Source organism: Streptomyces flaveus (assembly GCF_014647675.1).
Taxonomy (GTDB): Bacteria; Actinomycetota; Actinomycetes; order Streptomycetales; family Streptomycetaceae; genus Streptomyces; species Streptomyces flaveus.
Genome location: NZ_BMPQ01000010.1, coordinates 99,049 through 123,388, shown reverse-complemented (window position 1 = coordinate 123,388; position 24,340 = coordinate 99,049). Strand labels below are relative to the sequence as shown.

The 24,340-nt window shown below is 71.9% G+C and carries 19 protein-coding genes; 12 read left to right on the top strand and 7 right to left on the bottom strand.

Features of this window, described 5'->3' with window-relative positions; all coding sequences use genetic code 11:
- Entirely contained in the window at positions 1 to 720 is a 720-nt protein-coding gene (locus IEZ21_RS21575; RefSeq protein WP_189323566.1) for a FadR/GntR family transcriptional regulator, read from the bottom strand.
- A gap of 184 nt (positions 721 to 904) precedes the next feature.
- Between IEZ21_RS21575 and IEZ21_RS21570 the strand changes: the two genes are divergently transcribed.
- From IEZ21_RS21570 to IEZ21_RS21535, 8 genes are all read left to right on the top strand, one after another.
- Positions 905 to 2,296 carry an SLC13 family permease gene (locus tag IEZ21_RS21570; RefSeq protein WP_189323565.1) on the top strand — a complete coding sequence of 464 codons (1,392 nt, stop codon included), beginning with the start codon at positions 905 to 907 and terminating at the stop codon, positions 2,294 to 2,296.
- 133 nt (positions 2,297 to 2,429) lie between these two features.
- A complete protein-coding gene (locus IEZ21_RS21565) occupies positions 2,430 to 3,926 on the top strand; it encodes an acyl-CoA synthetase (protein WP_246568003.1) in 1,497 nt (498 codons plus the stop codon).
- Positions 3,919 to 5,292 carry a carboxyl transferase domain-containing protein gene (locus tag IEZ21_RS21560; protein WP_189323564.1) on the top strand — a complete coding sequence of 458 codons (1,374 nt, stop codon included), beginning with the start codon at positions 3,919 to 3,921 and terminating at the stop codon, positions 5,290 to 5,292. The genes IEZ21_RS21565 and IEZ21_RS21560 overlap by 8 nt, the downstream gene beginning before the upstream one ends.
- A gap of 101 nt (positions 5,293 to 5,393) precedes the next feature.
- The gene (locus tag IEZ21_RS21555) at positions 5,394 to 5,753 is read left to right on the top strand and encodes a CU044_2847 family protein (protein ID WP_189323563.1); all 360 of its coding nucleotides are present in this window, start codon (positions 5,394 to 5,396) and stop codon (positions 5,751 to 5,753) included.
- Positions 5,750 to 7,762 (top strand): VMAP-C domain-containing protein, encoded by a 2,013-nt coding sequence (locus IEZ21_RS47190; RefSeq protein ID WP_220450453.1) that lies wholly within the window; start codon positions 5,750 to 5,752, stop codon positions 7,760 to 7,762. The genes IEZ21_RS21555 and IEZ21_RS47190 overlap by 4 nt, the downstream gene beginning before the upstream one ends.
- Before the next feature lie 28 nt (positions 7,763 to 7,790).
- Entirely contained in the window at positions 7,791 to 8,810 is a 1,020-nt protein-coding gene (locus IEZ21_RS21545; protein WP_189323562.1) for an AAA family ATPase, read from the top strand.
- Between the two features lie 36 nt (positions 8,811 to 8,846).
- Positions 8,847 to 13,709, top strand: a complete 4,863-nt coding sequence (locus IEZ21_RS21540; protein ID WP_189323561.1) for an SAV_2336 N-terminal domain-related protein — start codon at positions 8,847 to 8,849, stop codon at positions 13,707 to 13,709.
- Between the two features lie 126 nt (positions 13,710 to 13,835).
- Positions 13,836 to 14,879, top strand: coding sequence for a rod shape-determining protein (locus IEZ21_RS21535; protein ID WP_189323560.1), 1,044 nt, complete (start codon positions 13,836 to 13,838; stop codon positions 14,877 to 14,879).
- A gap of 2 nt (positions 14,880 to 14,881) precedes the next feature.
- Here IEZ21_RS21535 and IEZ21_RS21530 read toward each other — a convergent pair whose 3' ends face one another.
- Positions 14,882 to 15,463, bottom strand: a complete 582-nt coding sequence (locus IEZ21_RS21530; protein ID WP_246568001.1) for an Rv1733c family protein — start codon at positions 15,461 to 15,463, stop codon at positions 14,882 to 14,884.
- An 809-nt stretch (positions 15,464 to 16,272) separates the two neighbouring features.
- Positions 16,273 to 16,932, bottom strand: a complete 660-nt coding sequence (locus tag IEZ21_RS21525) for a phosphoribosyltransferase (protein WP_189323559.1) — start codon at positions 16,930 to 16,932, stop codon at positions 16,273 to 16,275.
- A 199-nt stretch (positions 16,933 to 17,131) separates the two neighbouring features.
- On the opposite strand from IEZ21_RS21525, the gene IEZ21_RS21520 reads away from it, so the two are divergent.
- A complete protein-coding gene (locus IEZ21_RS21520) occupies positions 17,132 to 17,551 on the top strand; it encodes a CBS domain-containing protein (protein WP_189323558.1) in 420 nt (139 codons plus the stop codon).
- Between the two features lie 122 nt (positions 17,552 to 17,673).
- A complete protein-coding gene (locus IEZ21_RS21515; protein ID WP_189323678.1) occupies positions 17,674 to 18,135 on the top strand; it encodes an archease in 462 nt (153 codons plus the stop codon).
- Between the two features lie 31 nt (positions 18,136 to 18,166).
- Here the strand turns inward: IEZ21_RS21515 and IEZ21_RS21510 are convergent, their stop codons facing one another.
- Positions 18,167 to 19,585 (bottom strand): RtcB family protein, encoded by a 1,419-nt coding sequence (locus tag IEZ21_RS21510; protein ID WP_189323557.1) that lies wholly within the window; start codon positions 19,583 to 19,585, stop codon positions 18,167 to 18,169.
- A gap of 131 nt (positions 19,586 to 19,716) precedes the next feature.
- Positions 19,717 to 20,568: an SDR family oxidoreductase gene (locus IEZ21_RS21505; RefSeq protein ID WP_189323556.1), complete on the bottom strand. Its 852-nt coding sequence runs from the start codon at positions 20,566 to 20,568 to the stop codon at positions 19,717 to 19,719.
- Positions 20,569 to 20,670: 102 nt separating this feature from the next.
- On the opposite strand from IEZ21_RS21505, the gene IEZ21_RS21500 reads away from it, so the two are divergent.
- Positions 20,671 to 21,246 (top strand): TetR/AcrR family transcriptional regulator, encoded by a 576-nt coding sequence (locus IEZ21_RS21500; RefSeq protein WP_189323555.1) that lies wholly within the window; start codon positions 20,671 to 20,673, stop codon positions 21,244 to 21,246.
- Positions 21,247 to 21,420: 174 nt separating this feature from the next.
- On the opposite strand, the gene IEZ21_RS21495 is transcribed toward IEZ21_RS21500, so the two are convergent.
- On the bottom strand, positions 21,421 to 22,416 hold the full coding sequence (locus IEZ21_RS21495) for an aldo/keto reductase (RefSeq protein ID WP_189323554.1): 996 nt from the start codon (positions 22,414 to 22,416) through the stop codon (positions 21,421 to 21,423).
- Positions 22,417 to 22,542: 126 nt separating this feature from the next.
- Here IEZ21_RS21495 and IEZ21_RS21490 point away from each other — a divergent pair, with 126 nt between their 5' ends.
- Positions 22,543 to 23,403: a helix-turn-helix transcriptional regulator gene (locus IEZ21_RS21490; RefSeq protein WP_189323553.1), complete on the top strand. Its 861-nt coding sequence runs from the start codon at positions 22,543 to 22,545 to the stop codon at positions 23,401 to 23,403.
- A 106-nt stretch (positions 23,404 to 23,509) separates the two neighbouring features.
- On the opposite strand, the gene IEZ21_RS21485 is transcribed toward IEZ21_RS21490, so the two are convergent.
- A complete protein-coding gene (locus IEZ21_RS21485) occupies positions 23,510 to 24,313 on the bottom strand; it encodes an SDR family NAD(P)-dependent oxidoreductase (protein ID WP_189323552.1) in 804 nt (267 codons plus the stop codon).
- Between the last annotated feature and the right edge of the window lie 27 nt (positions 24,314 to 24,340).

The following is a 24,340-nucleotide window of genomic DNA, read 5'->3' as shown; positions in this document are numbered from 1 at the left end:
TCAGGCCGATGGTGAGTCGTCCTCCTCCGGGTCCCAGTCCAGCAGCCGTACCTTCGCCACCGTGCGGACGTGGCGTCGCATCGCCGTGGCCGCCTGGCTCGGGCGGCGGTCGGCGATCGCGTCGAGGATCGCGTGGTGCTGGGCCAGGGAGCGGGTGGGGCGGCCCGGCTGGCGGAGGGACTCGTTGCGGCTCTCGGTGATCTGGTCGGCGATGGAGCGCATGAACTCGGCGAGGATGCTGCTGTGGGCCGCCGCCGTGACCGCGGCGTGGAAGAGCCGGTCACCCTCCACCCCGTACGCGCCCTCCTCGATCTCGCGCTCCATGTGGTCGAGGGCCTGGCGGAGGGCGGCCAGGTCGTCGTCCGTGCGGCGCTCGGCGGCGAGTTCGGCGAGCTTGGTCTCCAGGGCCTCGCGGGCTTCGAGTACGTCGGGCAGGCGCCGACGGCGTTCCACAAGCCGCTCGACGGGTTCGACGTCGAGGCTGTCGCGGACCAGGTACGTACCGCCGCCGTGCCGGGCCTCGACCAGGCCCTGTACCTCCAGGACCACGATGGCCTGCTTCACGGAGGCGCGGCTGACGCCGAGGCGGGCCGCGAGGTCGCGCTCGGGTGGCAGACGGTCACCGGCGCGCAGACCGCCCTCGGCGACGTACTGGCGCAACCGCTCGAGCACCTGCTCGTAGAGGCGCTGCTTCGTCATGGGGCGCAGGGCTTCGGTCATGGGGTCCCCCTTCGTCGGGAGCGTAACACCGTGGCCCAGTGGTCAACTGGCTGAGCCAATTCCTGCGCGACCCCTTGACGTCCGTCCGGGTCGCGCCCACGCTGTCCAGCGACCGAAGTGGTTCAGCCACTTGGCCAATCCACAGCCCTCTATGCCGCTCCGGGGCCCAAAGACGGGAGCCCGTATGTCCGCCGAACTCATATCGATCCTCGTACTCGTCGTGGTGTTCGTGATCGCCACCACCCGCTCCATCAACATGGGCGCGCTCGCCTTCGCCGCCGCGTTCGGGGTCGGCGAACTCGTCGCGAACCTCAACGCCGACGAGATCTTCGCGGGCTTTCCCGGAGACCTCTTCGTCGTGCTCGTCGGGGTGACGTACCTCTTCGCGATCGCCCGCGCCAACGGCACCACCGACTGGCTCGTGCACGCCTCGATCCGGCTCGTACGCGGCCGGGTCGCGCTGATCCCGTGGGTGATGTTCGTGATCACGGGGGCACTCACCGCGATCGGCGCGGTCAGTCCGGCCGCGGTCGCCATCGTGGCGCCGATCGCGCTGAGTTTCGCGGCGCGGTACGGGATCAGCCCGCTGCTGATGGGCGCGATGGTGGTGCACGGGGCGCAGGGCGGCGGCTTCTCGCCGATCAGCATCTACGGGTCGATCGTCAACGGGATCGTGGAACGGGAGGACCTGCCGGGCAACGAGATCACCCTCTTCCTGGCCTCCCTGTTCGCCAACCTGATCATCGCGGGTGTGGTCTTCGTGCTCTTCGGCGGCCTGAAGCTGTGGGCGCAGGGGGCGGTCCCACTGGACGGGCCCTCCAAGGACGCGTCCAAGGGCTCTTCCGACAAGGGCGACCTTCCGGAGGGCGGTTCCGGCCCGCAGCCCACCGGTACCGGTGCCGGCGCGGGAACCGGCACCGGCACCAACACCGCCGTGGCCACCCGCCCCGACGCACCCACCACCCCCGACACCACGCGCCTCACCCCGGCCCGGATCGCCACGCTCACCTCGCTCGTCGCCCTCGTCGTGGCCGTCCTCGCCTTCGACCTGGACGCCGGTCTGACCGCGATCACCCTCGCCGTCGTGCTGAGCACCGCCTGGCCGGAGGACAGCCGCAACGCGGTCGGCCAGATCGCCTGGTCGACGGTCCTGCTGATCTGCGGTGTCCTCACATACGTCGGTGTCCTGGACGAGATGGGCACCATCACCTGGGCCGGCGAGGGCGTCGGCGGCATCGGCGTCCCGCTGCTGGCCGCGGTCCTGCTCTGCTACATCGGCGCGATCGTCTCGGCGTTCGCCTCGTCCGTCGGGATCATGGGCGCCCTGATCCCCCTCGCCGTGCCCTTCCTCGCGCAGGGCGAGATCGGTGCCATCGGCATGGTGTGCGCGCTGGCCGTGTCGGCGACGGTCGTGGACGTGAGCCCCTTCTCGACGAACGGCGCGCTGGTGCTGGCCGCGGCGCCGGACGTCGACCGCGAGCGTTTCTTCAGGCAGCTGATGGTGTACGGAGGGATCGTGGTGGCGGTGGTGCCCGCGGTGGCGTGGCTGGTGATGGTGGTGCCCAACTGGGGATGACCCGGGATGTCCTGGGTGACCTGGGGCTCCCCAGGGAGGACCTGAGGATGCCGACGGCGCCATGAGTGACGTACCCGGAGTGACGTACCCGCCCATGAGCTACGTACCGACGAACGACCAAGGAGTACAACGCGTGTCCCCTCTCTTCCCGGCCCTGACCAAGGCCTCCGCGGACCCGGACGGACCCGGTGCGCACCGGCCCGCCCTGCGCTTCGGCGACCGTTCCCTGACGTACGGCGAGCTGGCCGCCGTGGCCGCGCCCCTGGCCGAGCGCCTCGCGGGAGCGGGCCGGATCGCCGTCTGGGCCACGCCCACTCTGGAGACCGCGGTCGCCGTGGTCGCCGCGCTGCTGGCCGGTGTCCCCGCCGTACCGCTCAACCCGAAGTCGGGCGAGAGCGAGCTGGGGCACATCGTGTCGGACAGCGCGCCGACGCTGGTGCTTGCGGGGCCGGGCGATCAACTCCCCGCCGCGCTGGACAAGTTGGGGCGCGTCGACGTCGACGTACGCGCCACGGGGACGCCCCACGCACCCGGAGACCTCACCCCCGAATCCCCCGCCCTGATCGTCTACACCTCCGGCACCACCGGCCCGCCCAAGGGCGCCGTCATCCCCCGCCGGGCCGTCGCCGCCACCCTGGACGCCCTCGCGGACGCCTGGCAGTGGACCGGCGACGACGTACTCGTGCACGGCCTCCCCCTCTTCCACGTGCACGGCCTGATCCTCGGCATCCTCGGCCCACTGCGCCGCGGCGGATCGATCCGGCATCTGGGCAGGTTCGAAACGGCGGGTGTGGCAAGGGAGTTGAGCGAGGGCGCCACGATGTTGTTCGGGGTGCCGACGATGTACCACCGGATCGCGGAGGCACTGCCCGACGACCCGGCTCTCGCGAAGGCCCTCGGGAAGGCGCGGCTGCTGGTCTCGGGTTCGGCGGCGCTGCCCGTGCACGACCACGAGCGGATCGCGGCGGCGACGGAGCGGCGGGTCATCGAGCGGTACGGGATGACGGAGACCCTGATGAACACCAGCGTCCGCGCGGACGGGGAGCCGCGCGCGGGCACGGTCGGCGTTCCGCTGCCGGGCGTGGAGCTGCGGCTGACGGAGGACGACGGGGTGACGGCGGTCGAGGCGTACGACGGGGAGACGGTGGGCGAGATCCAGGTCCGCGGGCCGAACCTCTTCACCGAGTACCTGAACCGGCCGGACGCGACGGCCGAAGCCTTCACCGAGGACGGCTGGTTCCGCACGGGTGACATGGCGGTACGCGACCCCGACGGCTATGTACGCATCGTCGGCCGCAAGGCCACCGACCTGATCAAGAGCGGTGGTTACAAGATCGGGGCGGGTGAGATCGAGAACGCGCTTCTGGAACACCCCGGCGTGCGCGAGGCCGCGGTCACGGGTGAGCCCGACGCGGACCTCGGCGAGCGGATCGTGGCGTGGATCGTGCCGGACACGGCCCCGGACACGGACACGGGATCGGCTCAATCACCGCCGTCCGCCGAGGAGTTGGCGGACCATGTGGCCCGCCGCCTGGCACCCCACAAGCGTCCGCGCGTCGTCCGTTACCTCGACGCCCTGCCCCGCAACGACATGGGCAAGATCATGAAGCGCGCGCTGCCTCATGACTGACGGCCTGAGGTCCACTGCTCGCGAGGCGATCGGTCTCGTGGCCGACGGTTTCACCGAACTCCCGGTCAAGGCAGGCGAGTACGCACCCGACGGCCCGTTGTCCTGGCAGGGCTACGACGCCTCGCGCGCCCGTGCCGCGTCCCGCACCGGGGAGGAGGAGTCCGTCGTCTGCGGCACGGCCATGGTCGGTACGACTTCTGCCGTGCTGATCTCGTTCGAGTTCGGTTTTCTGGGCGGGTCGCTCGGGGAGCGCACCGGGGACCGGCTGGAGGCGGCGTACACGTACGCGCGTGAGCACCGCCTGCCCGTCGTGTCCCTCGTCGCGACGGGCGGCAGCCGGATGCAGGAGGGCATGCGCGCGCTGGTCCAACTCCAGCGCGTGGCACGGCAGTCGGCGCTCACCCGCGAGGCGGGCCTGCCGCAGCTCGCGGTCCTGCGGGACCCGACGACGGGCGGCGGCTGGGCCACGCTGGGCGCGGGCGCCGACGTGATCCTCGCGCTGCCGGGCGCCCAGGTCGGTTTCGCGGGTTCCCGGGTCCGCCCGCCGGACGCGGACCCGGGGGCGTACACGGCGGAGGCGCAGGTGGCGGCGGGTTCGATCGACGCGGTGGTTCCGCCGGAGGAGCTTCCGGGCGTACTGGAGCTCTGGCTGCGCCTGCTGACCCGCCCGTCGACGACACCCGCCCCTCCCCCGGCAGCGATGGGCCGAGCCGACCTCCCTGCCACCGGCCGCGAGGCGGTCGACAACGCCCGCTCGCCTCAACGCCCCCGCGCCCAGGCCTACTTGGACGCGTACTTCACCCACCGCGCGCCGATCAGCGGCGACCGCACCGGCGGCGGCACCGAGCCCGGCACCAGTCCCGACCCCGGAATGCTCTGCGGCTTCGGCATACGGGCGGAGGACGGCCGTACGATCGCCTACGCCGCCCAGACCGGCACCGCCACCCGCCCCACCGGCTACCGCACCGCCACCCGCCTGATCCGCCTGGCGGGCCAACTCGGCATCCCCGTACTGACCTTGGTGGACACCCCGGGCGCAGCCAACGACGCGGCGGCGGAACGTCAGGGCGCGGGCGCGGCGATAGCGGAGCTGTTCGCCGCCGTGGCCACCGCGCGCACGCCCCTCACCACCCTGCTGATCGGCGAGGGCGGCTCGGGCGGCGCCCTCGCCCTCGCCGCACCCGACAACACCTGGGCCACGCCGGACAGTTACTTCTCCGTCATCGCCCCGGAGCTGGCCGCCGCGATCCTCAAACGCCCCGCGGACCAGGTGACCGCGACGGCGGACGAACTCCGTATCCGGCCTCAGGACTTGGTGGAGCTGGGGGTTGTAAAGGGCGTCGTGAGCCCCGACAAGAACGAATGACCGCCCGGAACCACGGAATCCGTGACAAGCCGCGACAACCACAAGTACCGTCCGTGACAATGAGGTTGATCGAGAGTCACTGACGAAGGACCGGGGGCGTCATGGAAGGCTTGGTGGAGTTCAAGACCAACGACGGAGTCGTGATCACCGTCGAGGGCGCGGGCACCGAGGACCTCTCCGGTCACCAGATGGTCTCGCGCCGCGACGACGGTACGGTCCAGGCGACCCGCACCTTCGAGGGCGCCCTGGACGGAGTGCGCGCGGCGGCCGAGTCCGCGCTCCGGGTCTTCCGGGACGGCTCGCTGCGGCCCGATTCCGTGGAGCTCGAGTTCGGGGTGAAACTCACCGCGGAGGCGGGCGCGTTGATCGCCAAGAGCGGGGCCGAAGGGCATCTGCTGCTCCGGCTCTCCTGGTCACCCGGGCAGGCCGACGACTCCTCGGAGACCGCCCGGCCGTCATGACGAGCGCCTCCTGGCACGCCAGAATCAGCTGCGGGCGCGACACCGGCGCCGGTTTCCTGGTCACCGAGCGGCACGTCCTGACCTGCGCCCATGTGGTCGCGTGCAGCCGCACGGCCCCGGTCACCGTCTCCTTCGCGCACGGCACCGAGGGCCAGATCCCCGCCCGGGTGATCGCGCAGGGCGGCTGGGACGGCCGCGAGACCGACCCCGGTGATCTGGCCGTACTCGAACTGGACCACCCCGTCCCCATGAAGCCGGCGGAGTTCGCGGCGCCCTCCGACGCGTACGGCGACCCTCCGCGCAGGCTCCTGGCGTACGGATTCCCGAAGCGGTACGACGAGGGGACGCTCGCCGAATACCGGGCCACCGCCGACCAGTTGATCGCCGGCGAGTGGGTCCAGCTGGAGGCCTGGGCCGCCCATGGCCAGCCTCTGGTTCCCGGCTTCAGCGGCGCCGCGGTGACACTCGCGGACACCGGCCGCGTGGTCGGCATGGTCTCCACGGCCGCCCGCAGCCCGGAGATCCGCAACGGCCGGATGCTGCCCGCCCAGGTCATGGCCCGCTACTGGCCGCGGCTCGGCGAGCTGATTCCGACACCGGAGTACGGCCGGCCGGAGAAGGAACGACTGCGACAACTGGTGGAGTCGATGGAGGGGCCCCGAAGCGCCCCTCCAGGGGCGCGGGGCTCTGACATATGCGGCTCCGCCGCGATGGGGGTCCCCCCGGGTTCATGGGGGTCCCCCCGCTCATGGGGGTCCCCCCGCTCGAGCGAAGCCGAGAGTGGGGGAGAAGCCGAGAGTGGGGGAGAAGCCGAGAACTTGGGGGAGCGAGCAGCCCCCACGGACCCGCAGACGAAGCACAACCGGAGCCCGGGAAGTCTGGAGTGCAGCCCCGAACGCCTGTACCTCGACGCGGTCGGCCCACTCGGCCCCCCACTACCGCCTCAAGGGTTCGGCTCGTTGTGGGACGCGGTCTGGTACCTCCTGTCGGAGGTGCCGGACCCCGACGCCGTCACCCGCTTCGCGGCACGGCTCGCCGACTTTGCCGACGACGCCCGGACCCGGAGCGCGCTGTGGAACTGGCCGCTGACGTACGCCCACCGCGAGCCGACGCCGGCACCCATGCTGACGCCACGGCCCGCACCCGCCGCCGTACACGCCTGGTCCCCGATCCTCGTGGAGATCGCGCCCAGCGGCTCCGGCGACGGCCATTTCCTGGTCGAGGTGTCCGCGTACAACGGCCGGCACCGCCGAGTGGTCGGCTCGCGCCGCCTCCCGACAGACCGCGTACGCCCGTACGCGCTCCAACGCATTGACGAGGCGTACCACGAACTCGAGCCAGGAGCACGCGAGTTGATCGCCTTCGTGCTGCCGCGCCGCTGGCTCAACGCGGACGTGGCGCACTGGAAGCGCAGTGCCGACGACGACAGCCCGCTCGGCGCCTTCGCTCCGCTCGTCGTGATGGACCTGGAGCGGCGCCGCAGCGGCGGACTGCAGCACAAGCTCCGGCAGAAGTGGCGGCACCTCGACGCCCGGCCGGCGGCACGGCTGCACCGTATCGACTGCTGGGCCGTCGGACAGGACCAGGTGAAGCTGACGATCGGGCTGCGCCGCGCCGCGGACATGGTGGGCTTCGCCACCGCGCCCCGCGCAAACGGCGTACGGCGGCTGTTCCAGGCCGGCCTCAACGCGGCGGTGCCGGTGATGCTCTGGCCGCGCACCGGCTGCCGGGAGGAGCACGGGCGTGGGCAGCCATCGGCTTCGAGCCCCCCGGAGGCGAACCGGCAAGCTGGGGAGCGATGCCGGGGCACCGAGTTCCTGGACCGCCTTGCCGAGCATCTCGCGGACCTCCCTCCGCGCGAACTCCCTTCGTACGTACATGAGTTGCGCGAGGCCGCGTATGCCTCCGACTCCGCCGAGCCGCACTGGGCGTACGACCTGGCACTGCTGTGGGAGGACCCCGACTGTCTGCCCGAACCCGTCGGCCATCTGCACAACCCCGTCGGCTGAGCGACCGGCACGCATCGAGGAGAGACACATGTCCCTGTGGCCCGTCTACACGGGTACGAGCGAGCCTCACGACGGCATCACCGCGCTGCCCCCGCCGCCGCCCTGGCGTGCCTTCGACGGCGGACCGGAGCTCGCGACTCCCGCCGAGGACGGCGACACCTCGGCCACGTCCCCGGACCGTGTGCACCGCGCCCGCACCTATCGCGCCACGGACCAGGCCGTCCAACTGGTCAACGCCGCCCTGTACTTGCGCCGCCCGCTGCTCGTGACCGGACCGCCCGGCAGTGGTAAGTCGAGCCTGGCGTACGCGGTGGCGAGGGAGCTGAGGCTGGGCCCGGTCCTGCGCTGGAACATCACCAGCCGTACGACGCTCCATGACGGCCTCTACCAGTACGATCCGCTCTCGCGTCTGTACGCCGCAGGGCAGGCCGTCGCCCGCGAACAGCTCCCCGCGGACAGCGAGCTGCAGGACCATCTGCGCCTCGGCCCGCTCGGCACCGCGCTGCTTCCGTACGGCAGGCCGCGTGCCCTGCTGATCGACGAGATCGACAAGAGCGACCTGGACCTTCCCAACGATCTCCTCAACATCCTGGAGGAGGGCCAGTACGAGATCCCGGAGCTGGTCCGCGCCGCCCGCCGCACGCCCTCGGCCGAGGTGATGATCGACGGCACGGACAACCGGGTCACCGTCACGCGCGGCCGGGTCCGCTGCCGTGCCTTCCCGTTCGTGGTGCTCACCAGCAACGGCGAACGCGAGTTTCCGCCCGCCTTCCTCCGCCGCTGCGTCCGCCTCGAACTCCACCAGCCGCGCGACGCCCACCTGGAGCGGATCGTCCACGCCCATCTCGGCGAGCCCGACGCCTACGCCCGCGACCTGATCGCCCGCTTCCTCTCCCGGGGAACGGACGGCGAACTCGCCACGGACCAGCTCCTGAACGCCATCTACCTCACAAGGGCGGCAGGCCTCGACGCCTCGTCCCGCGACGAGCTCGCCGAGCAGCTGATGCCGTATCTGAGCCGGAACGGGGAGGAGCCGGACGGTTTCTGAGGTAGTCCAAGACAGGAGGACCAGGGAGGTGACGGGATGAGCGACCCGGTTGCGGCCGACGGCAGCGGGGGCACGGGTGCCGCTCGTCTCGCCGAGCTGCTGGCCGAAGTGAGCGGCGGGGACCTGCCCACGTCCGTCGAGCTGGCCGAACTGCTGTGGCTCGCCCGGCACATGAAGGAGCCAGAGCCTGCCGCGCCCTTTGCGGATCTATCGCCGGTACGGCCCGAGCGAGCCGAACCGGAGCCTGTCGCCCCACCCCTGGCGGCCGGCGGCCCCTCTCAGCCGCACGTCCCGGACGCGGCCCCGCCTCCCGAGCCGGAACGCCGCCCGGACGGCCGCGTCCCCCTGCGGCTGCCCGGCCCCGGCGCGCCGGACGAGCCGAGGGATCCGAACGGTTCGTACACCTCGCTGCTCGCCCCCGCGCCCCCGATGCTGACCCGCCCCCTCGCGCTGCAACGCGCCCTGCGCCCCCTCAAGCGCCGGGTGCCCGCGCCTGTCGGGAAGGAGCTCGACGAGGAGGCGACCGCGCATCGGATCGCCCGGCTCGGCGCGGCGCCGCGGTGGTGGCTTCCCGTGCTTCGTCCGGCGACCGAGCGCTGGCTGACCTTGCATCTCGTGTACGACGCGGGCCCGACCATGCCGGTCTGGCGGCCGCTCGTCCGTGAACTGCACACGGCGCTCGCCCAGTCGGGCATCTTCCGCACGGTGGAACTGCACCGGCTGGAAGCCGACGGCACGGTACGCCGCCCCGGCTCGCAGGAGTCGTACGCGGACGGCCGCACCGTCACGCTCCTGGTCAGCGACTGCATGGGGCCTCAGTGGCGGGACGGCCCCGCGGGCACCCGCTGGTACGGCACGCTGCGGCGCTGGGCGAGAAGGATGCCGGTCGCAGTGATCCAGCCACTCCCCGAACGCCTGTGGCGCACCACCGCACTGCCGGCCTCGACCGCACAGATCGTCGCGCCCTCGCCCGCGGCGCCCAACTCGGCGTACGACGTGGACGCCTATGCCGCGGACCACCCGCTGCCCGGGACGCTCCCTCTCCCCGTCCTGGAACCCTCGGCCCCCTGGCTGGCGAACTGGTCGGCGCTGCTGGCCGACGCGGGCAAGCTTCCCGGCTCCGTCGCCCTGCTGGGCCACACCCCGCCGCCCGCACCCCTCGACGAGCACGGCAGAAGCGAGGTCGAACAGCTCTCCCCGGAGGAACTGATCCTCCGCTTCCGTTCCATCGCCTCCCCCGAGGCCTATCGCCTCGCCGGTCATCTCGCGGTCGGACGCCCCGAGTTGCCCGTCATGCGGCTGGTCCAGGCGGCGATCGAGCAGAATCCGCAGCCGCAGCATCTCGCGGAGGTCATCCTCAGCGGGGTGCTCACCGCGATCCCGGGTCCGCCGGGTTCGTACGCCTTCCGCCCCGGCGTACGGGAGTTGTTGCTGCGTACGCTGCCCCGGACCGCTCACGGCCGGACCTCCGAACTCCTCGCGCGGGTGGGCGCGTTGATCGACGCTCGGGCGGGCGTCACGGCCGGGGAGTTCCGGGTGCTGGCTCCGGGGGGTGGTGGCGAGGCGGCCGGGGGTGAGCCGTTCGCGGCGGTGCGGGAGGAGAGTGTGCGGCGGCTGGGAGGGGCGGCGGGGTCCGGCACCGCCGGGCTCGTGCTCGGCCGGTACCGGATCGTACGGCAGCTGGGGTGGCGAGGTGGGCCGGTGATGCGGGCGGAGGACACTCGGTCCGGCCGGACGGTCGCCGTGTACCGGTGCCCCGTCGAGCCGACGCGGCACGAGCAGTTTCTGGACGCCGCGCGTGCTCTCGCCGCTGTCGACAGCGAGCACGTCGTCGCCGTACACGACTTCGGTGTCGAGGACGAAGTCGCTTATCTCGTCACGGAGTTCGTGGAGGGAGTCACGGTGGCCGAGCTGACCGCCGAGGGCGGCTTCCGGCTGCCTTTCTGGACGCTCGCGCCGCTCGCACAACAGGTTGCGCGAGGCCTCAAGGCCGTACATGCACAGGGCATGGCACACGGTCGTCTCACTCCGAACGGGTTGCTGGTACGCCCGGACGGCACCGTGAAGATCACCCACTTCTCGCTGAGGCATGTAGATGAGCTCGAAGAGTCGAAGGACCTCGACGACTTCGGTCGTCTGCTGACGGAACTGGCTGGTGGGACGCCTGAACTCATCGGTGTGCCCGAGTGGTTCCTCCCTGTGTTCGCCCAAGCCGCCGACCACCTGCGCTCCCCGGTACTCCACCTTCAGCGCCAGGCAAGAGACCGCCTCTTGGATCCCACCTTCGACAGCGCACTGGACGCCATCACAGCGGACCGGTACCGCTACCGGCTGCTGGGCACTGTGCGGATCGACCGAGGCGATCGGGTCCTTCCCTCTGGCTCCCCCGATGAACAGGCCCTGCTCTGCTTGCTCCTCCTCAAGCCCGGCAGGTCCGTGCCGTACGACGAACTGATCGAGGGCCTGTGGGGACGGCGCCTCCCGAAGAATGCCGGACCGCGTATCTCCGCCTATGCATCCCGGCTGCGCAACACCCTGGGACCCGGCGTCCTGGCCACCACCGCCGAGGGCTACGCCCTGCACGCACCGCCCGGAACCATCGATCTGAGCCGCTGCGAGGCGCTCGTCGCCCAAGTGAAGTCCCACCGGGACGACGGCGACCCGGCGGCGGCCCGCGCAGCCGTCCAGCAAGCCCTCGACCTCTGGTACGGCGACCCCCTCGACCAAGTCCCCGGCCCCGCCGCCAAGGCGGCCCGCGCCCGCCTGCGCGCCCTCCGCCTCACCCTCTGCGCCACCCGAGCCGAACTCGACCTGGAACTGGGCCACTTCGAGCAGGCCGCGCAGGACCTGGACGAGCTGCTCCGGACTCATCCCGAGCGGGCGGACTTTCGGCGGTTGCACATCCTGGCACTCAAGGAGCAGGGGCGCGTCGCCGAGGCCATGGAGTCGTACGAGGCCTACGAGGAGGCCCGGAACCAGCAGCACCGCGAACCGAATCCCACCCTGCAGGCGCTCTACCGCGAGCTGCACACCGCGCCGGAGCGCGGCCGGGCGACGATCGTCGCCGAGTTCACCGACCCCGGCGAGCACCGTCTCGCACACAGCGTCCTCGGCCGCTCCCTCACCTGGCTGCTCTCCCTGACCGAGCTGGCTCCGAACCAGTACGAGGTGCTGGCCCGCGACAACGGCTACCTCGTGATCACAGAGCCCGAGGCGTCCGTACTACCGGTACTGAGCGCGGTATTTCGCGAACTTCCCAGTGCGCTCCTGGAGTTGGAAGCCCCGCCGAAGGTCCGGGTGACCTTCTGGCACACCGCCCAGTTCGCCCGCGCCGACCGCCCGACGACGCAGCCCGACATCCAGGCCGCGCTGGGGCACTCCGCAGCGGACATCATGGTCGTCCTCTCTCCCGTTCTGCACCAGGAACTCATGCGAGGCTCCACCTCCCTCGATCCGGCCCGCTTCCTTCCCCTGCACAGGGAGTCGCACGGGGAGTCGGCCGACGGCACGGCGATCGCTTGGTACTGCCCCCTGGAACTGCTGGAACGCGCCCCGGCCCCCCAGCCTGAGGAACGCGACCTGGTACGCGGCCCGTTCACCACCCGGAACCTCGGAGCGATCAGCCCTCCCGAGCCCGGCCGCACCGCCGTCGTGCTCTCCGAGCCCGGCGGCCCGCTGATCCTCCTCGACCGCGACGGCCCGTACGGCGAACGCATGCCAAGGCCCCGCACCACGTTCTACGAAGTCGACCTCACCACGCACCAGGCCAGCTACGACGTGCCCCTGCCGAGTTCCGGCGGCGGCACCTTCACCGCGTCCGTCGAGCTGTCCTGGCACGTCGCCGACCCGGTGGCCTTCGTACGCGGCGAGACCGCCGACGTGTCCGGGCGGCTCCTCGACCACTTCGTCAGGGACGCGGGGCGCATCACCCGGCGCCACCCGCTGCGCCGGACGGGTGCGGCGCAGCACGCGGTGCGCGACGGGCTGCGCAACTGGCCGGTGCCGGGGCTGTCGGTGGCCTGCTCGATACGGCTGACGCCTGAGGGGGAGAGGCCTGTCGCGCCGCAGGCACTGCGGTCGCCCCGTGCGCCGAAGCCGGTGGCACCCACGGCAGCCGAGCCGGCACGTTCCCTGGTCACGCTCCTCACCGACGCCGAGTGCGTACTCCTCGGCTTCGACGGGCCGGTGGCCCGCCTGTTCACCACGCTGGAAAAGCTCGCCGGGCCGAAGGGACGGAAGGTGCTGCCGGCCGAGGACACGGGGGCCGGGGCGTCGCGCGTAGCCCGCGACCTCGCGGCGCTGCTCGTCGAACTGCGGCACCCCGACGAGGCGTTGAGCGGCGACCGGCTGCTGCCACAGGGAATGCCCGTGACGCCTCTTGAGGGGTACGCCAACCCACTCGACCTCCTGCGCGCCTTCGCGCACCACCGCCTGGGAACCGACCTGCGCCGCGAGCTCGACAGGATCGAGCAGCACAGCGCCCTCACGGCCCGGCCCACCCCTCATGCCGACGCACTGGTCCGCACACTGGCCGCCACCGGACGGGGCCCCGCCATCGTCTCGGACAACTCGCACCGCGCCGTCACCACCTATCTGGAATCACGCGGCCTGATCGGCTCGGCGACCGGCGGAGTCCATGGGCGAGCGCTGGACCTCACCCTGCTGATGCCGCATCCCGACTGTCTGCTCCGAGCCCTGGAGCAGCTGGACGCCTCCGCTTCGGAAGCCGTACTCATCGGCTCCTCCGTCGCCGAGCTGACCGCCGCGAACGCGATCGGCCTCCCCTTCATCGGCTACGCCCACAACTCCGACCGCGAGGGGCGCCTGACCCGGGCGGGCTGCCAACAGACCGTCAGCTCCCTTGCGCCGGTACTCGAAGTGATCCGCGCCGCCGGCTGAGGCCACCCGTCCAGCGGCACCCCACCCGGCCCATCACAACAGGCGGACCGCCGAACGCTCGCGCACGATGCCTAAGAGGACCGTCACCCGGCGGCCCCACGGTCTGCGCTCTCGGGAGGATCTGCCATGACCGACAGTCTGGAGCAGTTGCGCCGCTGTCATTTCGCCGTCGATCTGGGGGCGGCGAGGACCCGCGTGTATGTGAAGGGTGCCGGGCTGGTCGTGGACCAGCCGAGTGTGGCCGCCGTCAATATGAGGACCGGCGGGCTGATCGCGGTCGGGGAGCTGGCCGAGCAGATGACGGGCCGTACGCCCGGCTACATCCGCGTCGTCAGGCCCGTGTCCGGCGGCACGGTCGTCGACATCGACATGGCACAGCGGATGCTGCGGCAGCTGCTCGGCGAACGCCTCCGCCGCACACTGCGTCGTAAGCCCCGGCTGCGCGCCGCCGCCTGTACGCCGCACGACGCCGACCCGCTCGCCCGACGCGCGGCGGTCGAGACGCTGGTCGGGCTCGGGGCGTGGCGGGTCGAGCTGGTGGACACGCTGATCGCGGCGGCGGTGGGCTGCGGGCTGCCCGTACAGCGACCCGAGGCGACCATGATCATGGTGTGCGGGGCGGCCGCCACGCAGGTCGCCGTTCTCTCCCTCGGCTCGGTCGTGAGCGCCGAGCGCATCCCCGTCGGCGGCGAGGTCGTCGACCACGCGATCGTCCAATACCTGCGCCACGCGCACGAGTTGGTGCTGCCGAGTCAGTCCGTACGTCCCTTGCAGCTCGCCCTGTCCGGCACCGGTCTCACCCCGGAGGGGCCCGCCCGTACCGAGATCCACGGCCGGGACGTGGCCACGGGGCTCGCCCGCTCCGTACACGTCGACACGGCCACCGTACGCAATGCCGTCCAGGCCCCGCTCACGGCGGTGCTCGACGGGATCGGCCAGGTGCTGCGCGACTGCCCGCCGGACCTGGTGGCCGATCTCGCGGACCGCGGGATCATGATGGTCGGCGGCAGCGCCCTGCTGCCCGGGTTCGACCACATGCTGCGGGCCGCGACGGGTATGCCGGTGCACATCGCCGAACGGCCCGACGTGTGCGCGGCCCTCGGCCTGGGCGCGATGCTGGAGGGCAGGATCGAGCCGGTGGGCCTCGACCTCGACTCGGTGTCGACCTGAGGTCAGCCCGTCCTCCCGCCCCAGCGCAGGTCGGCCCGCTCCCACTCCGCGTCCCAGTCCCGCATACGGCGCCCGTCAAGGCGTACGCACACGGTCCAGGCGGCCAGCCAGACGACGCAGCCCGCACCCGTCGCGGCCAGCAGACCCGCCGACACCGCTTGCAGGACCGCTTCCGCCTCGTTGAGGGGCTTCGTCATCAGGGTGCCGTGCCGGTCGGTCCAGATCGGGGTCCGGGTGCCTTTCTCGGCTTCGGGCCTGACCTGGGCCTCGCCGGTACGGGCGGTGCCGTCCGGTGTCTTCCAGCGGACCGTGGCCCACACCCGGTCGCCGCCCACGGTCCGGGTCGCCGACCTCTCCGGGGCGTTCTCGGTGAGCACCGCCGTCACCTCACGGCGCTCCTCCCGCTGCCGATCCACGCTCCGGCTCACCACCTCGGCCGCCGCCAGCCCCGCGATCAGCCCGCCCACCAGGGCGAACAGCCATGCGCCGAGCACCACCCAGGCCTCGACGACGTCCACGCGCCGCCGGAGCGGGTTGCTCCGCCACCGCCACAGCCTCACCGTCGTACGACGTGTCTTCGCCACGGCCAGCACCCCCTTGTGCGCACCGCCGGCAGCACCTCATCGGGTGTCCTACCAGTGTGCTCCCAGGAGCGTGACGGGGCACTCGCACAGGCACGTCCCGCCGACGGCGGGTCGAGACGCGCCAATTGCCCGGATTCCGTACGCTGATCCACTTCTGGCGGCCGGATCAGCCGCGAACTCGACCAGGTACGACCAGTAAGCGAGCGTGAGTCATGGGTGAACGACAGCCGATTCCGGGGGATGCGCTGGCAGGGGACGTGCCGACGCCCCAGCTCCCTGCGGGCTCTCCTCTCTCCTCGTTGGGCGAACCACAGGCGTTGATCGAGGAGTTCGCGCGGGAACTGAGCCGGGGGCTGCGCACGAGCCGCCTCCGCTCGTGGGGGACGGATCCCTCCGGGGGTTCGTTTTCGGGTGCGGGTTGAGTGTGGCTGGTCGCGCCCACGCGGCGGAGCCGCAAATTGATACAGCCCCGCGCCCCTGGGTGGGTGGGGGGTGCGGGGCCGTGGGCCGGTGCGTCAGCCCGTCGCAGGCCGGGCATACGACCCTGGCCTGGTACAAGGCCCTGGTCCTCCGAGACAGAACCTAAGCGACGGACATACGACGCACCGGCCCACGCCCCCTCCCGCCGGAGGGAAGCCGCGGGCACGTTGGGGTGCGGGCTTTCCCGAGGCCCGGGCTTTCCCGGGGCGCCGGTCCTCGGGGCGCGGGCAGGCGCAGGCTTTTCAGGGGCACGGGGAACGGCGCGACCAGCCACGACGCACCCGCAGTCGCCAGTGAACCGAACCCACCCTCCCGGTAGGCGCCCCCACTCAACCGCCGGAGGCTGGGGTGTGGACGCTACGAAGCGTGTCGATCACCTCGCGGTCGGACAGCTGGCCGAAGTCCACGTACCACTCCCCTACGGCGTAGAAATGCTCGGGCCGGTGGAGGCAGATCACGTCGTCGGCCTCGTGCTGCCGTACGACGCCGAGCCCGGAGCAGACCGGAATCGCGAGCACCAGCCGTGCAGGCGACCGGCGGCGCAGGTGGAGGAGGGCGGCGCGGGCGGTGACGCCGGTGGCGAGACCGTCGTCGACCAGGATCACCGTCCGGTCCCGTACGCGGGGAGCGGGGCGCCCCTCGCGGTAGAGCTCCTCGAGGCGGTGGACCTCCGCGCGCTGCCGGGCGACGGCCTGCGTGAACTGGTATTCGGTCATGTCCAGCAGCGCCAGCGCCTCCTGGTCGAACACCGGCGGATCCTCGCCCACTACCGCACCGACCCCGGCCTCCGGCTGCCCCGGTGCGCCGATCTTGCGCACCACCAGCACGTCCAGCGGCGCGCGCAGGGCGTGCGCGATCTCCGCCGCGACAGGGACACCGCCGCGGGGCAGGGCCAGTACGAGGGGGTCGACGAAACCGCCGCCCTCCGCCCGTCGCAGCAGCGCGACGGCGAGGTCCTGCCCCGCCTGCCGACGGTTCTGGAAACGCATGATGCCCGCCTTCTTTCCGCGACGCCCACCCCGTTCGCCCGCCCGTGCGGGCCTGCGTGAATCGTGCCTGCGAGTACCCGAGCGGCCGGGTCCTCACGCATGCATGGGCGAACATCCGCCGGGTACTCGGCGATCAACCGGGCACCGGCCGACCAGGCACATTGCCGGTGCTCATCCCGGAAGGCACACGGAGGTAGCCATGGCGAAGCATGTCCGGGAAGTCATGACGGCGGAACCGGTGACGGTGAGCGAGCTGACCCCACTTCCCGAGGTCGCCAAGCTCATGCGGGAGAAGGACATCGGCGACGTCTTCATCACCGAGGAGGACCACGTACGCGGCCTGGTGACCGATCGCGATCTGGTGATCCGGGCCCTGGCCGAGGACCGGGACCCCTCCGCCACCCCGGTCCGCGAGGTGTGCAGCACTGATCTGGTCACCGTCTCCCCGCAGGACGACATCGACCAGGCGGTGCGGCTGATGCGGGAGCACGCCCTGCGACGGCTGCCCGTCGTGGAGGACGACCACCTCGTCGGTGCCCTCAGCATCGGCGACCTGGCCATCGAACGCGACCGGCGCTCCGCACTCGCCGACATCAGCAGGGCGGAGCCGAACAAGTAGGACGGCCAAAGGGCGGCCCCTACGTCGACGGCACGTGGAAGTCACCGCAGTCGTCTGTTTCCGCGTGTTCTTCCACGTGTCGGCGACACATGCGTACGGGGCAAACGGGGCACCCGGTGTACATGGTCGGCGAGACGTACGACGACAGGCAGGCCCGCGCGCAGGGCGAGAGCGGCCACCGGCTGGTTCCGCACACCGCGGACGTGCGGATCGAGGCGTGGGGCACGACCCGGGAGAACTGCCTGGTCGAGGCCGTGCACGGGATGGTCGACTGCTTCTCCGACATCTCCGCCGTCCGGCCCACGGCCATCCAGCGCGCCCAGCTGTCCGAGACCAGCGACGACGATCTCCTGGCCGCCCTCCTCGACGAGGTCGTCTACCGCCTCGAAGTACCGGGCCAGGTCCCCGTGGACGTAGAGCTGGAGACGGAGACGCCCGGCGGTGCCATCGACGTGCGACTGGCGGTCGCCGACCTGTCGGCCGTGGAGATCACGGGCGCCGTACCGAAGGCCGTCTCCTGGCACGAACTGCACATCGGGCCGGGTCCGTACGGCTGGACGTGCTCGGTAACAGTCGATGTATGAGGTCGATGTGTGAGGGGGGTGACGGGAGGCGCTAGCCCTTCACGACGCCCAGCGGAACCAGCCGCGCGACCGTACGGCACAGCCCCGCCCCCTCGCTCGCCTCCACCACCGCGCTGACGTCCTTGTACGCCTCCGGAGTCTCCTCCGCCAGCCCGCGCAGTGACCGCGGCCGTACCGCGATGCCGCCCCGCTCCAGCCGGGCCCGCAGCTCCTTCCCGGCTACCGTCCGCGCGGCCTGGTGACGGCTCATCACCCTCCCCGCGCCGTGACAGGTGGAGTGGAAGGCGTCGCCGCCGGGCACTCCGGTGAGTACGTACGAGGCGGTGCCCATCGTGCCTGGGATCAGCACCGGCTGGCCGAACTCCCTTATGTCCTCAGGCAGTTCGCGGTGCCCCGGCGGGAAGGCCCGGGTGGCGCCCTTGCGGTGAACGCACAGCCGGCGCCGTGCTCCGTCCACCGTGTGGGTCTCGAGCTTGGCAAGGTTGTGGGACACGTCGTACACGAGGGACAGCCGGGCGCGGGCGGCGCGGTGGAAGATCCGGCGGGTGGCGTCGGACAGCAACTGGCGGTTCGCGCGGCCGTAGTTGGCGGCGGCGGCCATCGCGCCGAGGTACGCGCGCCCCTCGGGCGAGTCGACCGGGGTGCAGGCCAGCTGCCGGTCGGGCACGGTGATGCCGTACCGGTTCATGGCCCGGTCCATCGCGCGTACGTGATCGGTGCAGATCTGGTGCCCGAGTCCCCGTGAACCGCAGTGGATCATCACGCACACCTGGTCGCGGGCGAGCCCGAAGGCGGCGGCGACCGGCTCGTCGTACACCTCGGCGACCTGCTGGACCTCCAGGAAGTGGTTGGCGGACCCGAGGCTGCCGACCTGCCCGAGACCGCGTTCCCGGGCCCGCCCGCTGACCTGCGCCCCGTCGGCGTCGGCGACCGCGCCGCCGTCCTCGCAGCGGGTCAGGTCGCGTTCCTCGCCGTGGCCGCGTTCCACGGCGTACCGGGAACCGCCGTCCAGGATCCGCTCCAGCTCCCCGGGGTCGCTGAGGTGCCACACGCCTCCGGGGCCCGCGCCGCGCGGGATCGCCCGGTCCAGGCCGTCCATGATGTCGGGCAACGCGGGTGCCAGCGACTTGCGGTCGCCGTCGGCGGCCAGCAGCCGCACACCGCACGAGATGTCGAAGCCGACGCCGCCGGGCGAGACGACGCCGCCGCCGTCCACGTCGGTCGCCGCCACGCCGCCGATGGGGAAGCCGTAGCCCCAGTGGATGTCCGGCATGGCGTACGAGGCGCCGACGATGCCCGGCAGCGTGGCCACGTTGACGACCTGCTCCAGCGATTTCTCGGCGTCCTCGAGCAGCTCATGGGACGCGAACACGATCCCCGGCACGCGCATGTCGCCTCGCGGTTCGATCCGGAAACGGTACGGACGTTCCTCGACGAGGTTGAGTTCCATGGCGGCCTCCCGGGGGTGTGCGTGGGCGTCGCGCCGCACGCTGCGGGTACCCGGGGGCGGTTCGGGGAATCGGGGGATCCTGGTCCGCGTACGGGGCCTGGTCCGCGTATTGGTCGTGCCGGTAGGTCGGGTCAGCGGGTGAAGGCGACAGATGCCGCAAGATCCTTCTGGGTTTCGAGTGCGGTGAGACGTTCGGTGAGTGCGGCGTGGATGGCGTCGTAGGTGTCGGAGCCGAGGGTGAGGCGCAGGGGCGGGTTCGGGCGGCGGGTGGTGTCGTAGATGGCGGAGGCGAGCTTGGCCGGGTCGCCGGTGAGGATGCTGTCGTCGGCGGTCTCCAGCAAGTGCCGCGTTTGTCCGACGGCGTTGTCGCGGTAGGCGGCTGTTTCGGTGGTGTAGTGCAGGGCGGAGACGAAGCCGGTGCGGGTGCCGCCGGGCTCGACCAGGGTGAGATGAATGTTGAAGTCGGAGACCTCGCGGCTGACGCTCTCGGTGAAGCCTTCCAGCCCCCACTTGCCCGCGTGATAGGAGCTGTGCGTGGGGACACCGATCTGACCGCCCATGCTGGAGATCTGGATGATCCGGCCTCCGCCCTGCTCGCGCATCGGCTTCAGGAAGGCCCGGGTGATCAGCATCGGAGCGAGCAGGAGGACCTCGATCTGGTCGCGGATCTGCTCGACGGTCATCTCCTCGGCGGCGCCCACGACTGCGTATCCGGCGTTGTTGACCACGATGTCCACCGGCCCGGACTGGAGCGTCCTGCTCACCACCGTGTCGACGTCGGCAGGTCGGGTGACGTCGAGGATCTCGACGGTCAGCCGGTCACCGTACGCCTCGCGGAGGTCTTCCAGAGCTGCGGGGCGGCGGACCGTGGCCGTGACGCGGTCGCCGCGCTGGAGGGCGTGCTCGGTGAGATGGCGGCCCAGGCCACCGGAGGCTCCGGTGACGAACCAGTGGCGTACGGACTTGTCGGAGGGAGTAGGCATGGGAGTCCCCTGGAATAGAGTGTTACCGGAATACGTTCCGGTAACGAGTTAAGCGGAACAGATTCCGGAAAGCAACTGGAGGCCGACACCGAAGGAACCCGCATGCCCGCCACACCCCGCCGGACCAGGAGCGATGCGCTACAGAACCGGGAGCGCCTGCTGGAAGTCGCCGCGCAGGTCTTCGCCGAGCAGGGACTGGACACCGCTCCGGCTGCCATCGCCAAGCAGGCGGGCGTCGGTGTCGGCACGCTCTACCGACACTTCCCGACCCGGGAAGCCCTCATCGATGCCGCCTACCGGCGCCAACTCACCCGCGTATGCGAGAAGGCAGCCGACCTCCTCACCCGACACCCGGCCGCCGAGGCCACACGGACGTGGATGGAACACTTCCTCGACTACGCCACGACCAAGAGCGGTATGTCCGCAGCACTCAACGCGGTCATCGCCTCCGGAGTCGACCCATACGCCGACAGCCGCGCACTCCTCACCAACGCCGTCGCCACCCTCCTCGAGGCCGGCGCCCGGGACGGCAGCCTGCGAACCGACGTCACCCCCGACGACGTCCTGCTCCTCATGGGTGGCGTCGCCTATTCCGTGCAGCACGGCACCAGAGAGCAGGCCCGTCGGCTCGTCGACCTCCTCATGGACGCGTTGACCAAGGACTCGACCGCGAGCTGAACCCGAACTGCCGGACCAACGCGTCGAAGGCGGGCGCAAGTACGGACGCTTTCTTCCCCACGCCTCCGCGCAGTTGAACGCCCCCAAGAGGACCGGCTGGTGTGCCGTGGGTGGTCCTGAGGCCGGCTTCCCGGCGGAACCCGCGCCGGAGCAGGCCCCGCCGGAGTGCCGGGCTCAGTTCCCCACGCCGAGGCCGGCCATGAACGCGGACGGGTATCGGTCGCCGCGCGCCGCGCCCGGCGGCACCGCCTTCTCGATCTCGGTGAGGTCGTCCGCGGTGAGGTTCAGTTCCATCGCGGGCAGCGCCTCGGCCAGCCGCTCGCGGGTGCGGGCGCCGACCAGCGGCACGATGTCCTCGCCCTGTGCGGTCACCCAGGCGATGGCCAGCTGGGCGACGGTGCATCCCTTCGCCTCGGCGACCCGGCGCAGCGCCTCCACGAGGGCGAGGTTGTGTTCCACGTTCCCGCTCGAGAACCGCGGGCTGAAGCCGCGGCCGTCGCCAGGGCCGGCGGTGCGGTCGGCGGACCAGTGCCCGGAGATGAGGCCGCGGCTGAGGACGCCGTACGCGGTCAGGCCGATGCCGAGTTCGCGCAGTGTGGGCAGGACGTCCGCCTCCACGGCGCGGGAGATCAGCGAGTACTCGATCTGCAGGTCGGCGACCGGGTGCACGGCGTGCGCCCGGCGGATCGTCGCGGCGTCGACCTCCGAGAGGCCGAGGTGCCGTACGTACCCGGCGTCGACCATCTCCTTGATCGCGCCCACCGTCTCCTCGATCGGCACCGCCGGGTCAAGCCGGGCGGGACGGTAGATGTCGATGTGGTCGGTGCCCAGCCGGGTCAGCGAGTAGGCCAGGAAGTTCTTCACCGCCTCGGGCCGGCTGTCCTGCCCGCCGAACTCACGGCCCGGTCCCCGCAGTTGGCCGAACTTGACGCTCAGCCGGTAGCTGTCCCGGTCCCGGCCGCGCAGCGCCTCGGCGAGCAGCAACTCGTTGTGGCCCATGGCGTAGAAGTCGCCGGTGTCGATCAGCGTGACGCCGGCCTCCAGCGCGGCGTGCACGGTGGCGATGCTCTCCGCGCGGTCGGCCGCGCCGTAAGCGCCCGACATGCCCATCGCACCCAGGCCCAGCGCGGAAACGGCCGGGCCGGTGCTGCCCAGGGTTCGTGTCTGCATCGCGTTCTCCTTCGTCGTCGGTCTGTCGCCCACCTTGCGACTGCGCCGCGACGTACGGGAGCGGAGCGTTCATCATGGGAGCGCCGCTCCCTGGCTCGGCTCGCCCTCGCGCGGGACCATGGGGCGATGCAGCGTGAACAGCTCGCCGACTTCCTGCGCCGCCGCCGCGAGGCGATCCGCCCGGCCGAGGTCGGCCTCGCCGACGGCCCCCGCCGCCGCACCACCGGCCTGCGCCGGGAAGAGGTGGCGATGCTCGCCGGCATGTCGGTGGACTACGTCGTACGCCTCGAGCAGGGCCGCAGCAGTCAGCCCTCGACCCAGCTGCTCGGCGCGCTGGCCCGCGCGTTGCGCTTCTCCGACGACGAGCGCGACCACCTGTTCCACCTGGCCGGCCACCGGCCCCCGCCCGCCGACGGGGTGGCCCGCCTGGCCCGCGCCGGCCTGATGCGCATGCTCGACCTGCTCGGCGACACCCCGGCCCTGGTGCTGTCCGACCTGGGCGAGGTCCTCGCCCAGAACCGGGCAGCCGTCCTGCTGTCGGGCGACCTCACCGGCTTCTCCGGCGACCGGCGCTACATCGCATACCGCTGGTTCACCGACCCCGCCACCCGCGCCGTCTGCCCGCCCGAGGAGCAGGAGTACCACGCCCGCCAGCTCGTGGCCGACCTGCGCGCGGCCGCCGGCCGCCGGTCCGGCGACCCCACGGTCACCGGACTCGTCGACCGGTTGCAGGCCGCGAGCGCCGACTTCCGCCGGCTGTGGGCCGAGCACGAGGTGGCGGTCCGGCGCGCCGACCGCAAGACCTTCCGGCACCCGCGGGTGGGCCGCCTGCTGATGGACTGCGAGACCCTGGTCACTCCCGACCAGCGTCAGCAGCTGCTGGTGCTCACCCCGGCGGACGCCGAGGCCCGCGAGCGGCTGGAACTGCTACGGGTGCTCGGCATCGAGGAGTTCCCCACGGAAGCAACGGGCACGCCCGTGCAGTGAACCGGCCGACGACGGGGCACCGGCTCGACAGTCCGCCGCACACCGGGCGGACGGGACCCGACCGCAGCAGAGTCTGGGCTGACGAGGAGGCGGCCGCATCCTCGGCTCAGGCCCGCGCGCCGCCGTCGACCCGCAGGACCGTGCCGGTCACGAAGGAGGAGCGGTCGCTGAGGAGCCAGGCGGCGGCCTGGGCGATTTCGTCGGGGTCGGCCGCGCGGCGCAGTGGGGTTTGCGCCGTGAGTCGTTCTTGGAGGCCGGGGGAATCCGCCTCCCAGGTGCGGATCATCTCGGTCAGCGTGTTGCCGGGGGCGATGGCGTTGACGCGGATGTCTTCCGGGCCGTAGGTGACGGCGGCCGACTCGGTCAGGCTGTTGACCGCTCGCTTCATCGCGCCGTAGGCGGGCAGCTCGGGGTTGCCCCTCAGGCTGCCGACGGAGGAGTTGTTGACGATGGCCCCTGTCCCGGCGGTGGCCCGGATGGCGGCGACCTCGGCGACCATGGCCAGCCAGACGCCCTTGAGGTTCACGGCGTAGACGTGGTCGAAGTCGGCCTCCGCCATGTCGTCCATCGGGCCGGGCTGCTGGATCGTCGCGCCGTTGTTGAAGGCGACATCGAGCCGCCCGTACAGGTCCACGGCCCGGTCGACGGCGGCACGCACGTCGGCCGCGTCGGCCAGATCGCACACCACGTAGTCCGCGGTGCCGCCCGCCGCCCGGACCTCCTCGGTCACCGCCTTCAGCTGGGCCTCCGTCCGGGCCGCGAGCAGCACCCGGGCGCCCTCCCGGGCGAACAGCCGCGCCGCGGCGGCGCCGATACCGCGACCGGCACCCGTGATGAAGGCGACCTTGCCGGCCAGCAGGCCCAGTGCGGCAGGGGCGGCGGATGTGTCGGAGTTCGGTGTGTTGTCCATGGCGGCGAGCCTGCGCCGGTTGACGGC

What these genes read in the sequence shown, in the direction of transcription:
- IEZ21_RS21575 (WP_189323566.1), bottom strand. Translation starts at nt 720, where the DNA reads ATGACCGAAGCCCTGCGCCCCATGACGAAGCAGCGCCTCTACGAGCAG.
- IEZ21_RS21570 (WP_189323565.1), top strand. Translation starts at nt 905, where the DNA reads ATGTCCGCCGAACTCATATCGATCCTCGTACTCGTCGTGGTGTTCGTG.
- IEZ21_RS21560 (WP_189323564.1), top strand. Translation starts at nt 3,919, where the DNA reads ATGACTGACGGCCTGAGGTCCACTGCTCGCGAGGCGATCGGTCTCGTG.
- IEZ21_RS21555 (WP_189323563.1), top strand. Translation starts at nt 5,394, where the DNA reads ATGGAAGGCTTGGTGGAGTTCAAGACCAACGACGGAGTCGTGATCACC.
- IEZ21_RS47190 (WP_220450453.1), top strand. Translation starts at nt 5,750, where the DNA reads ATGACGAGCGCCTCCTGGCACGCCAGAATCAGCTGCGGGCGCGACACC.
- IEZ21_RS21545 (WP_189323562.1), top strand. Translation starts at nt 7,791, where the DNA reads ATGTCCCTGTGGCCCGTCTACACGGGTACGAGCGAGCCTCACGACGGC.
- IEZ21_RS21540 (WP_189323561.1), top strand. Translation starts at nt 8,847, where the DNA reads ATGAGCGACCCGGTTGCGGCCGACGGCAGCGGGGGCACGGGTGCCGCT.
- IEZ21_RS21535 (WP_189323560.1), top strand. Translation starts at nt 13,836, where the DNA reads ATGACCGACAGTCTGGAGCAGTTGCGCCGCTGTCATTTCGCCGTCGAT.
- IEZ21_RS21525 (WP_189323559.1), bottom strand. Translation starts at nt 16,932, where the DNA reads ATGCGTTTCCAGAACCGTCGGCAGGCGGGGCAGGACCTCGCCGTCGCG.
- IEZ21_RS21520 (WP_189323558.1), top strand. Translation starts at nt 17,132, where the DNA reads ATGGCGAAGCATGTCCGGGAAGTCATGACGGCGGAACCGGTGACGGTG.
- IEZ21_RS21515 (WP_189323678.1), top strand. Translation starts at nt 17,674, where the DNA reads ATGGTCGGCGAGACGTACGACGACAGGCAGGCCCGCGCGCAGGGCGAG.
- IEZ21_RS21510 (WP_189323557.1), bottom strand. Translation starts at nt 19,585, where the DNA reads ATGGAACTCAACCTCGTCGAGGAACGTCCGTACCGTTTCCGGATCGAA.
- IEZ21_RS21505 (WP_189323556.1), bottom strand. Translation starts at nt 20,568, where the DNA reads ATGCCTACTCCCTCCGACAAGTCCGTACGCCACTGGTTCGTCACCGGA.
- IEZ21_RS21500 (WP_189323555.1), top strand. Translation starts at nt 20,671, where the DNA reads ATGCCCGCCACACCCCGCCGGACCAGGAGCGATGCGCTACAGAACCGG.
- IEZ21_RS21495 (WP_189323554.1), bottom strand. Translation starts at nt 22,416, where the DNA reads ATGCAGACACGAACCCTGGGCAGCACCGGCCCGGCCGTTTCCGCGCTG.
- IEZ21_RS21490 (WP_189323553.1), top strand. Translation starts at nt 22,543, where the DNA reads ATGCAGCGTGAACAGCTCGCCGACTTCCTGCGCCGCCGCCGCGAGGCG.
- IEZ21_RS21485 (WP_189323552.1), bottom strand. Translation starts at nt 24,313, where the DNA reads ATGGACAACACACCGAACTCCGACACATCCGCCGCCCCTGCCGCACTG.